2 pseudogenes are annotated in these 12,357 nt (G+C 75.1%); both read left to right on the top strand.

Annotation, left to right across the window (positions count from 1 at the left end):
* Positions 1-24: 24 nt before the first annotated feature.
* A pseudogene (locus ACYVO2_RS23945) lies at positions 25-5,046 on the top strand (SDR family NAD(P)-dependent oxidoreductase); the annotation flags it as partial.
* Between the two features lie 63 nt (positions 5,047-5,109).
* A pseudogene (locus tag ACYVO2_RS23940) lies at positions 5,110-12,342 on the top strand (SDR family NAD(P)-dependent oxidoreductase); the annotation flags it as partial.
* Between the last annotated feature and the right edge of the window lie 15 nt (positions 12,343-12,357).

Here is a 12,357-nt window from a genome sequence, read left to right as displayed (position 1 = left end):
GAGGCAGCCGGCGACGCGGACCCGGTGGACGTCGGATGGGCGCTGCTGTCGTCGCGGCAGGTGTTCGAGCACCGGGCCGTGGTGTGGGGGAGCCGGACCGGCGAACTGGTGTCGGGGCTGAACGCCCTCACCTCCGGCGGTGTCGCGGGGAACGCCGTCACGGGGACGGCGGGCACGGATGCCGGTGCGGTGTTCGTGTTCCCGGGGCAGGGGTCGCAGTGGTTGGGGATGGGCCGCGGGCTGCTCGCGTCGTCGCCCGTCTTCGCGGCTCGGTTGGCCGAGTGCGAGGCGGCGCTGCGGCCGTTCGTGGACTGGTCGTTGGGTGAGGTGCTGGCCGGGGACGACGACGCCTGGCTGGGGCGGGTGGACATCGTTCAGCCGGTGCTGTGGGCCGTGATGGTGTCGCTCGCCTCCGTGTGGGAGTCGCTCGGCGTGAAGCCCGCTGCCGTGGTCGGGCATTCGCAGGGTGAAATCGCCGCCGCTGTGGTGGCCGGTGCCCTGAGCCTGGAGGACGGCGCCCGGGTCGTCGCCCTGCGGTCGGCGGCGATCCGTGAGGAGCTGGCCGGTCGGGGCGGGATGCTGTCGATCGCCGCCGGTGCGGAGCGGGTCCGGGAGTGGCTCAAGGCTTACGGCGACCGGGTGTCGGTGGCGGTGTTCAACGGCCCTGCCGCGACGGTGGTGGCCGGTGAGCCGTCGGCGTTGCAGGAGATCGCCGAGGCCGCCGAGGCGGCCGGGGTGCGGGCGCGGATGGTCCCGGTGGACTACGCGTCCCACTCCCCGCACGTGGAGGACATCAAGGACCGCCTCCTGGCCGCACTCGCCGACGTCTCCCCGCAGGCCGCCCGAGTGCCCCTGATCTCCACGGTCACCGGCGAGACGCTGGACACCACGGTCATGGGCGCCCAGTACTGGTTCGCCAACCTGCGTCAGCCGGTGCGCTTCACCGACGCCGTCGAGCAGGCCATCGCCTCCGGCCTCACCCGTTTCGTCGAGGTCAGCGCCCACCCGGTGCTGGTGATGGGCATCCAGGACATCGCCGAATCCGCCGGATCGAACGCCGTCGTGGTGGGTTCCCTGCGCCGCGAGGAGGACGAGCCCACCCGGCTGATCGCCAACGCGGCCGAGCTGTGGGTGCGCGGCACCTCCGTGGACTGGACGGCCGTCTACGCCGGACGCCCCGTCAACCCCGTTGACCTGCCCACCTACGCCTTCCAGCGTCAGCGTTACTGGCTCAAGGCGCCCGCGGGCTCCGGTGACCCCGCCGAGCTGGGCCTGGGTGCGGCCGGTCACCCGCTGCTGGGCGCGGCGGTGAGCCTGGCCGCGGACGGCGGCCTGGTCCTGACCGGCAGGCTGTCCACCCGCACCCACCCGTGGCTGGCCGATCACGCCGTGGCCGGGAGCGTGCTGTTCCCCGGCACCGGGTTCGTGGAGCTGGCCGTCCGCGCCGGGGACGAGGTGGGCTGCCCGCACCTGCGGGAGCTGACCCTCCAGGCCCCGCTGATCCTGCCCGAGCAGGGCGTCGTGCACCTCCAGGTCGTCGTCGGCGCCCCCGACGACACCGGGCAGCGCACCGTCACCGTGCACTCCCGCCCCGAGGGCGCCGAGCAGGACCAGCCGTGGACCTGGCACGCGGACGGTGTCCTCAGCCCGGAGCCCGCGCCCCAGCCCGCGGCTGAGCTGGTGGCTTGGCCGCCCGCTGGTGCGGAGCCGGTGGACGTGACCGGGTTCTACGCGGACGCGGAGGCGGCCGGTTACGGGTACGGTCCGGCGTTCCGGGGGTTGAAGGCGGTGTGGCGGCGGGACGACGCGGTGTTCGCGGAGGTGGAGCTGCCGGAGGGGCAGCGCGGTGACGCGGCCCGGTTCGGCATCCATCCGGCGCTGCTCGACGCCGCCCTGCACGCCAACGGCTACGGCGGCTTCGGCGAGGCCCACGACACGCTGCGGCTGCCGTTCGCCTGGACGGGAGTGTCGCTGTTCGCCGCGGGCGCGGACCGGCTGCGGGTGCGGATCGCCGCGGCCGGGGACGACGCGCTGACCGTCGATGCCGCCGACACCCTCGGGCAGCCGGTGGCCCAGGTGCGGTCCCTGGTGCTGCGCCCGGTGACGGCCGAGCAACTGCACGGCGGCGGCAGCGGCCAGGACGCGCTGTTCCGCCTGGACTGGACGGCGCTCCCGGCCGCCGCCGAGGTGACGGCCGTCGGCGCCTGGGCCGTGCTCGGCGAGGACGACCGGTTCGGTGTCGGCGCCGAGGTGCAGGGCGCCGGTGTCCCGGTGGACGCCTACCCGGACCTGGCGGCGCTGCGCTCCGTGCTGGAGGCCGGGGTGCCCGCCCCCGACGTGGTGTTCTTCTCCCCGTCGGCCGTCTCCGGCGTGGGGCAGGCGGATGCGGCGCGGCGGGTGACGGGTGAAGTGTTGGGTGTGGTGCGGGAGTGGTTGGCTCTCGATGCCCTGTCGGAGTCGCGTCTTGTGGTGGTGACGCGTGGTGCGGTGGCCACCGACGGCGGGGATGTGGCGGATCTGGCGGCGGCTCCGGTGTGGGGTCTGCTGCGTTCCGCGCAGTCGGAGAACCCCGGTCGGATCATGCTGCTCGACCTGGATCCGGAGGCGGACGCCGAGCCGGTGCCCGGCGCGGTCACGGCCGCACTGGACGCCGAGGAGTGGCAGGCCGCGATCCGGGGCGGCGAGGTGCTGGTGCCCCGGCTGGCGCGGGCCGCGTCCGGGGGCGCCCTGGTGCCGCCCGCGGGCGAGCCCGCCTGGCGCCTGGACGTCACCGGCTCGGGCACCCTGGAGGGGCTGGCCCTGCTGCCGGTGCCGGAGGCCGCCGCGCCGCTGGCCGCCGGGCAGGTACGGGTCGCCGTCCGGGCCGCCGGGGTCAACTTCCGCGATGTGCTGATCAGCCTGGGCATGTACCCCGGTCACCCGATCCTCGGCAGCGAGGGCGCCGGCGTGGTGGTCGAGGTCGGCGAGGGCGTCACCCACGTCACGCCCGGCGACCGGGTGCTCGGCGTCATCCCGCGCAGCTTCGGCCCGACGGTCGTCACCGACGCGCGGATGCTCGCCAGGATGCCGGAGGGCTGGTCGTTCGAGCAGGCCGCGTCGGTGCCGGTGGTGTTCCTGACGGCGTACTACGGCCTGGTGGACCTGGGTGGGCTGCGGGCGGGCGAGTCCGTGCTCGTCCACGCGGGCGCCGGTGGGGTCGGCATGGCGGCGATCCAGTTGGCCCGGCACTTCGGTGCGAAGGTGTTCGCCACGGCCAGCCCCGGCAAGTGGGACGTTCTGCGCTCGCTCGGCCTGGACGAGTCGGAGATCGCCAACTCGCGCGACCTGGACTTCCGGGAGAAGTTCCTGGCCGCCACCGGTGGGCGCGGGGTGGACGTGGTGCTCAACTCCCTGGCCCGGGAGTTCGTGGACGCCTCCCTGGACCTGCTGCCGCGCGGCGGCCGGTTCGTGGAGATGGGCAAGACCGACCTGCGCGACCCCGAGCAGCTCGCCCAGGACCACCCCGGCGTCACCTACTCCGCGTTCGAACTCGGTGAGGCCGGTCCTGAGCGGATGGGGGAGATCCTCGGCACGATCCTGGAGCTGTTCGAGCGGGGTGTGCTGGCTCCGTTGCCGGTGCGGACGTGGGATGTGCGGCGGGCGCCGGAGGCGTTCCGGTTCATGAGTCAGGCCCGGCATGTGGGCAAGGTCGTGCTGACGATGCCGCGATCCCTGGACCCGGACGGGACGGTGCTGATCACCGGCGGGACGGGCACCCTGGGCGCGCTGCTCGCCCGGCACCTGGTCACCGAGCACGGGGTGCGGAATCTGCTGCTGACGAGCCGCTCCGGCCCGGACGCCCCGGGCGCGGCGGAGCTGGTGGCCGAGCTGGCCGAGTCGGGAGCCCGAGCGGAAGTGGTGGCCTGCGACGCCGCCGACCGCGACCGGCTCGCCGCCCTCCTGGCCGCCATCCCCGACGACCGTCCCCTCACCGGTGTCGTCCACGCCGCGGGCGTCCTCGCCGACGGCGTCGTCGAATCCATGACCGACGAGCAGTTGGAGCGCGTCTGGCGGCCCAAGGCCGACGCCGCCGTCAACCTCCACGAGCTCACCCGCGACACCGACCTGTCCCTGTTCGCCCTCTACTCCTCCGGCGCGGGCATCCTCGGCAGCCCGGGGCAGGCCAACTACGCCGCCGCCAACGTCTTCCTGGACGCCCTCGCCCACCACCGCCGCGCCCACGGGCTGCCCGCCACGTCCCTCGCCTGGGGCTACTGGGAGCAGGCCAGCGGCATGACGGGCCACATGGGCCGCCAGGACCAGGCCCGGCTCTCCCAGGGCGGACTGGTCCCGCTCACCTCCGAATCCGGACTGGCCCTGTTCGACCAGGCCCTGACGGTGGACGAGCCGGTCCTGCTCGCCAGCCCCATCGACCTGCGGGGGCTGCGGACCCAGGCCGCCTCCGCCGGGGTGCCCCCGCTGCTGCGGGGCCTGGTGCGGGTGTCCGGCCGCCGCGTGGTCAGCGCCTCGCGGCCCGGGACGGACGGGCCGTCCCTGGAGCAGCGGCTGGCGGGGCTCGCCGAGGCGGACCGGGAGCGGTTCCTGCTCGACCTGGTGCGCGGCCACGTCGGCGCGGTCCTCGGCCACACCAACCCGCAGTCCATCGACGCCGAACGCCCGTTCAAGGACCTCGGCTTCGACTCCCTGACAGCGGTGGAACTGCGCAACCGCCTCAACACCGCCACCGGCCTGCGCCTGCCCGCCACCCTCGTCTTCGACCACCCCACGCCCGCCGCGCTCACCAAGCACGTGCGCTCCCAGGTGCTGGTCTCCGAGACGGTGGACACACCGTCGCTGGCCACCGAGCTTGAGCGGCTCGAAGGGGTCATCGCCTCGGCCACCGCGGACGACATCGCCCGCAACCGCATCACCGACCGCCTCCGGGCACTGCTCGCCAGGCTGGACGGCGCCGCCCCGGCGGCGGAGGCGGCCGACGACGAGGACCTGCTGAGCGCCTCCGACGACGAGCTGTTCGACCTCCTCGACGAAGAGCTGGGGACCCCGTGACCGACTTCTCGACCTCGACCACAAGCCTGGATGGATGACGCGGGAATGAACAACGAGCAGAAGCTGCGGGAGTACCTCAAGCGGGCCACCGCCGACCTCCGCCAGGCGCGGCGCCGGGTGAAGCAACTGGAGGAGCAGCCGCCGATCGCGATCGTCGGCATGGCCTGCCGCTACCCGGGCGGGATCTCCTCGCCCGAGGACCTGTGGCGGGTCGTCGCCGAGGGCGTCGACACGATCTCGCCCCTGCCCGACGACCGGGACTGGGACCTGGAGAGCCTGTACGACCCGGACCCCGACGCGCAGGGCAAGACCTACGTCAAGGGCGGCGGTTTCCTGCGGTCCGTCGCCGACTTCGACGCGGAGCTGTTCGAGATCTCCCCGCGTGAGGCCCTGGCGATGGACCCGCAGCAGCGGCTGCTGCTGGAGACCTCCTGGGAGGCGGTCGAACGCGCCGGTATCGCCCCGGCGTCACTGCGCGGCAGCCAGACCGGCGTCTTCACCGGCTCGCCCTCCTCCGAGTACGTCTCCGCCCTCGGCCGTGTCCCCGAAGGACTCGAGGGCTACCTCAGCACCGGAAACGCGATCAGCGTGGCGTCCGGCCGCGTCGCCTACACCCTGGGCCTGGAGGGCCCGGCGGTCTCCGTCGACACGGCGTGCTCGTCGTCGCTGGTGGCGCTGCACCTCGCCATCCAGTCACTGCGGCAGGGCGAGTGCTCCCTGGCGCTCGCCGGCGGGGTCACGGTGATGCCCACACCGGCGACGTTCGTGGAGTTCGGCCGCCAGCGGGGCCTGGCCGCCGACGGCCGGTGCAAGGCGTTCGCCGGAGCCGCCGACGGGTTCGGCCCGGCCGAGGGCGTGGGCGTGCTGGTGGTGGAACGGCTCACCGACGCGGTCCGCAACGGGCACCGGGTGCTGGCGGTGGTGCGCGGCTCCGCCGTCAACCAGGACGGCGCCTCCAACGGCCTGACCGCCCCCAACGGCCCCTCCCAGCAGCGCGTCATCCGCCAAGCGCTGGCCAGCGCCGGTCTGTCCGCGTCCGAGGTGGACGCGGTGGAGGCGCACGGCACCGGCACGACGCTGGGCGACCCGATCGAGGCGCAGGCGCTGCTGGCCACGTACGGGCAGGGCCGGGACGAGGACCGGCCGCTGTGGCTCGGCTCGGTGAAGTCCAACATCGGTCACACCCAGGCCGCCGCCGGTGTGGCGGGTGTGATCAAGATGGTGATGGCGATGCGGCACGGGGTGCTGCCGCCGACCCTGCACGTGGACGAGCCCACCCCGCACGTGGACTGGTCGGCGGGGCACGTCTCTCTGCTCACCGAGGCCCGCGAGTGGACGGCCGACGACCACCCGCGCCGCGCCGGGGTGTCGTCCTTCGGCATCAGCGGCACCAACGCGCACGTCATCCTGGAGGAGCCCCCGGCCGCCGACGCCGAGCCGGGCCCGGCCGTGGCCCCCGGCGATGCCGTGCTGTCCGGCTCCGCCACGATCCCGTGGCCGGTGTCGGCGCGCACCGCGGACGGGCTGGCCGCCCAGGCCGACCGTCTGTCCGGCTCCGAAGCGGCCACCGCCGACCCGGTGGACGTCGGATGGTCCCTGGTGTCCTCCCGCGCCGTGCTCGACCACCGGGCCGTGGTGTGGGGGAGCGCCACCGGGGAACTGCGCTCCGGCCTCGACGCCCTGGCGTCCGGCAGCGTGGCGGCCAACGTGGTCACTGGCGCCGCGGAGGCCGAGGCCGGTTCCGGTGCGGTGTTCGTGTTTCCGGGGCAGGGGTCGCAGTGGTTGGGGATGGGGCGGGGTCTGCTTGCCTCCTCGCCGGTGTTCGCGGCTCGGTTGGCGGAGTGCGAGTCTGCTCTGCGGCCGTTTGTGGACTGGTCGTTGGGTGAGGTGCTGGCCGGGGACGATGACGCCTGGTTGGGGCGGGTGGACGTTGTTCAGCCGGTGTTGTGGGCCGTGATGGTGTCGGTCGCCTCCGTGTGGGAGTCGCTCGGCGTGAAGCCCGCTGCCGTGGTCGGGCATTCGCAGGGTGAAATCGCCGCCGCTGTGGTGGCCGGTGCCCTGAGCCTGGAGGACGGGGCCCGGGTCGTTGCTCTGCGGTCGGCGGCGATCCGTGAGGAGTTGGCCGGTCGGGGCGGGATGCTGTCGATCGCCACCGGCGCCGATCAGGTGGAGACCTGGCTGAAGGCGTATGAGGGCCGGGTGTCGGTGGCGGTGTTCAACGGCCCTGCCGCCACCGTCGTCGCCGGTGAGCCTGCGGCGTTGGAGGAGATCGCGGCCACCGCTGAGGCGGCCGGGGTGCGGGCGCGGATGGTCCCGGTGGACTACGCGTCCCACTCCCCGCACGTGGAGGACATCAAGGACCGCCTTCTGGCCGCCTTGGCGGAGGTCTCCCCGCAGCCCGCCCGAGTGCCCCTGATCTCCACCGTCACCGGCGAGGTGCTGGACACCACCGCGATGGGCGCGGAGTACTGGTTCACCAACCTGCGTCAGCCGGTCCGCTTCACGGATGCCGTCGAGCAGGCTCTCGCCTCCGGCCACAGCCGTTTCGTCGAGGTCAGCGCCCACCCGGTGCTGGTGATGGGCATCCAGGCCATCACCGAGGCCGCCGGAGCCAGGGCCGTGGTTGTCGGCTCGTTGCGCCGTGAGGAGGACGAGCCCGCCCGGCTGATCGCCAACGCGGCCGAGCTGTGGGTGCGCGGCACCTCCGTCGACTGGACGGCCGTCTACGCCGGTCGCCCCGTCAACCCCGTTGACCTGCCCACCTACGCCTTCCAGCGCCGCCGCTACTGGCTTCAGGGCCGGACCGGTGCCGGTGACCCGTCCGGGCTCGGCCAGGGCGCGGCTGATCACCCGCTGCTGGGCGCGGCGATCAGCCTCGCCGCCGACGGCGGGCTCATCCTCACGGGGCGGCTGTCCACCCGCACCCACCCGTGGCTGGCCGATCACGCCGTGGCCGGGAGCGTGCTGTTCCCCGGCACCGGGTTCGTGGAGCTGGCCGTCCGCGCCGGGGACGAGGTGGGCTGCCCGCACCTGCGGGAGCTGACCCTCCAGGCCCCGCTGATCCTGCCCGAGCAGGGCGCCGTGCACCTCCAGGTCGTCGTCGGCGCCCCCGACGACACCGGGCGGCGGCAGCTCACCGTGCACTCCCGCCCCGAGGCGGCGGGCACCGGCGGCCCTTGGACGTGCCACGCCGAGGGCACGCTGACCGCCGAGCACCCGCCCGCCCCGGCGGCCGTCCTGGAGCAGTGGCCGCCGTCCGGGGCCGAGGCGCAGGACGTCTCCGGGTTCTACGCGGCGGCGGAGGCGGCCGGCTACGGCTACGGCCCGGCGTTCCAGGGGCTGAGGGCCGTGTGGCGGCGCGGCGCGGAGATCTTCGCCGAGGTCGCCCTGCCCGAGGGGCGGCACGGGGAGTCGGCGGGCCGGTTCGGCCTCCACCCGGCGCTGCTCGACGCGGCGCTCCAGGCCAACGGGTTCGGCGGCGCGGCGGGCAGCGGCACGCTCAGGCTGCCGTTCTCCTGGACCGGCGTGACCCTGTTCGCCACCGGCGCCGACCGGCTGCGGGTGCGGATCAGGGCCACCGGCGCCGACGCGCTCGCGCTGGACCTGGCCGACGGCACCGGCGCCCCGGTCGCCGCCGTGGAGTCGCTGCTGGTCCGCCCGGTCACGGCACGGCAGTTGGCGGCGGCCGGCGCGCCCGAGCGGGACGCGCTGTTCCGGGTCAGGTGGGCGCCGGCCCTCTGCGACCCGGAGGCGGTGCGGCACGCCATCTGGGCGGTGCTGGGCGACGACGCGTTCGGCCTGGGCGCCGCCGTGCAGGGGGCGGGCCTCGCGCTGGACGCCTACCCGGACGTCGCCGGGGTCCGGGAGGTGCTGGAGTGGGGCGTGCCCGCGCCGCAGGTGGCGCTGTACGTGCCCGCGGCGCCGTCCGGCGAGCACGGCACCGCCCAGGCCGCCGAGCAGGTCACGGCGCAGGTGCTCGGCGTCCTCCAGGAGTGGCTGGCCGAGGAGGGCCTCGCCGAGTCGCGGCTGGTCGTCGTCACCCGGGGCGCGGTCGCCGCGAGCGGCGGCGCCGACGTGACGGACCTGGCCGCGGCTCCCGTGTGGGGCCTGCTGCGCTCCGCGCACTCGGAGCACCCGGGCCGGTTCGTCCTCGTGGACCTGGACCCGGCCGAGGACGGCGGGGTGGCCGCCGACCTGGTGCCCGCCGCGGTCACGGCCGCGCTGGACACCGGGGAGTGGCAGGCCGCGATCCGGGGCGGCGAGGTGCTGGTGCCCCGGCTGGCGCGGGCCGCCTCCGGGGGCGCCCTGGCGCCGCCCGCGGGCGAGCCCGCCTGGCGGCTGGACACCACCGGCTCCGGCACCCTGGAGGGCCTGGCCCTGGTGCCCGCGCCCGAGGCGGCGGCGCCACTGGCCCCCGGCCGGATCCGGGTGGCGGTACGGGCCGCGGGCGTGAACTTCCGCGACGTCCTGCTGAGCCTGGGCATGTACCCGGGCAAGCCGGTGCTGGGCAGCGAGGGCGCGGGTGTCGTCGTGGAGGTCGGCGAGGGCGTCACCGACTTCGCGCCGGGGGACCGCGTGATGGGCCTGATGACACAGGGCTACGGCCCCCTGGTGGTGACGGACCCGCGCGTCGTCGTCCCCGTGCCCGACGGCTGGTCGTTCGAGCAGGCCGCGTCGGTGCCGGTGGTGTTCCTGACGGCGTACTACGGCCTGGTGGACCTGGCGGGCGTCAAGGCCGGGGAGACGGTGCTGGTGCACGCGGGCGCCGGTGGGGTGGGCATGGCGGCGATCCAGTTGGCCCGGCACTTCGGTGCGAAGGTGTTCGCCACGGCCAGCCCCGGCAAGTGGGACGTTCTGCGCTCGCTCGGCCTGGCCGAGTCGGAGATCGCCAACTCGCGGGATGTGGACTTCCGGGAGAAGTTCCTGGCCGCCACCGGTGGGCGCGGGGTGGACGTGGTGCTCAACTCCCTGGCCCGGGAGTTCGTGGACGCCTCCCTGGACCTGCTGCCGCGCGGCGGCCGGTTCGTGGAGATGGGCAAGACCGACCTGCGCGACCCCGCGCAGGTCGCCCAGGACCACCCCGGCGTCGCCTACACCGCGTTCGAGCTGAGCGAGGCGGGCGCGGAGCGGATCCGGCAGACCCTGCGCGAACTCACCGACCTGTTCGAGCGGGGTGTGCTGACCCCGCTGCCGGTGCGGACGTGGGACGTGCGGCGGGCGCCTGAGGCGTTCCGGTTCATGAGTCAGGCCCGGCATGTGGGCAAGGTCGTGCTGACGATGCCGCGTGCGCTGGACCCGGACGGGACGGTGCTGGTCACCGGCGGGACGGGCACCCTGGGCTCGCTGCTGGCCCGGCACCTGGTCACCGAGCACGGGGTGCGGAACTTGCTGCTGACGAGCCGTTCCGGCCCGGACGCGCCGGGCGCGGCGGAGCTCGTCGCCGAACTCGCGTCGTCGGGAGCCCGAGCGGAAGTGGTGGCCTGCGACGCCGCCGACCGCGACCGGCTCGCCGCCCTCCTTGCCGCCATCCCCGACGACCGTCCCCTCACCGGTGTCGTCCACGCCGCGGGCGTCCTCGCCGACAGTGTGCTCACCTCCCTCACCCCCGACCAGCTCGCCCGCGTGTGGCGGCCCAAGGTCGAGGCCGCCGTCAACCTGCACGAGCTGACGCGGGACGCCGACCTGGGCATGTTCGCCCTGTACTCCTCCGCCTCCGGTGTCTTCGGCGGGCCCGGGCAGGCCAACTACGCCGCCGCCAACGTCTTCCTGGACGCCCTCGCCCACCACCGCCGCGCCCACGGCCTGCCCGCCACGTCCCTCGCCTGGGGCTACTGGGAGCAGGCCAGCGGCATGACGGACAAGGTGGGTCGGCAGGAGCAGGCGCGCATGGCGCGGGGCGGGCTGCTGCCGCTGACCACGGAGCGGGGGCTCGCCCTGTTCGACGCGGCGGTGCGCTCCGACGAGGCGTGCGCGGTCACCGCCGCCCTGGACGTGGCCGCGCTGCGCGGCGGTCCCGGCGGGCGGGCGGTGCCGCCGCTGCTGCGGGAGCTGGCCGGTCCCGCCAGGCGGCGGGCGGTGGTGGCGACCGGCGCGGCCGAGTCCCCGTCCGACCTGGCCGGGCGGCTCGCCGGGCTCGGCGCGGACGACCGGGGGCGGGCGCTGCTCACCCTGGTCCGGGACCACGTCGCAGCCGTGCTCGGCCACCCGGACCCGGCGGCGCTCGACACCGGCCGGGAGTTCCTGTCGCTGGGCTTCGACTCGCTGACCGCGGTCGAGCTGCGCAACCGGCTGAAGGCCGCCACCGGCCTGGAACTGGCCGCGACGCTGATCTTCGACCACCCCACCCCGGCCGCCCTGGCCGACCACCTGGGCCGCGAACTGGGCGGCGCCGCGCCCGCGGGCGGGCCCGCCGCCGCGGCGCCGCCGGTCGCCGCGCCCGCCGAGGGCACCGCGCCCGACTCGCTCAGCGGGCTGTTCCTCCAGGCGTGCCGGGAGGGCAGGTTCCCGGAGATCGGGGCCGTGCTGCGGACCGCCGCCGAGTTCCGGCCGTCGTTCTCCTCGCCCGAGGAGCTGACGAAACTGCCGCAACTGGTCCGGCTGGCCAGGGGCTCCGCCGCGCCGCAGTTGGTGTGCTTCCCCTCGTTCGCGTGGAAGCCCAGCGCCTACCAGTACGTCACGTTCGCGTCCGCGTTCGCCGACCGCAGGACGGTGTCGGTGGCCACCCTGCCCGGGTTCACCACCGGGGAGGCGCTGCCCGCGGACCTGGACGCGCTGGTGCGCGTCCAGGCGGAGGCGATCCGGCAGAACACCGGCGACGAGCCGTTCGCGCTGCTCGGCTACTCCAGCGGCGGCCTGATCGCCGCCGCCGTCGCCCGGCACCTGGAGGAGACCGGGCACGGGCCCGCGGGCCTGGTGATGATCGACACCCACTGGTGGGACACCGCCGGCGGCTTCGACCTGGACACCTGGTCGTCCACCATCCTCGCCGGGCTGCTCGACCGCATCGGGCAGGAGGACCGGCAGGGCGAGAACTGGGGCGACGCCTGGGTGACCGCCCGCGCCCGCTACCTGGCCATGGACTTCGCCCAGCGGCAGGTGGCGGCGCCCACCCTGCTGGTGCGGGCCGCCGACCCGCTGAGCCAGGACGCCGACGTGGCCGGGCGGCGCGCGCAGTGGCCGTTCCCGCACACCGCGGCCGACGTGCCCGGCGACCACTTCACGGTCATGGAGGGGCACAACGCGGTCGGCGCGGCCCACGCCGTCGACCAGTGGCTCACCGAGCGGTCCCACGGCTGACCGACACAGGACGGA

Source organism: Streptomyces capparidis, from assembly GCF_054782095.1.
The sequence above is the reverse complement of the archived record's forward strand: the minus strand, read 5'-3'. Positions and strand labels throughout refer to the sequence as shown.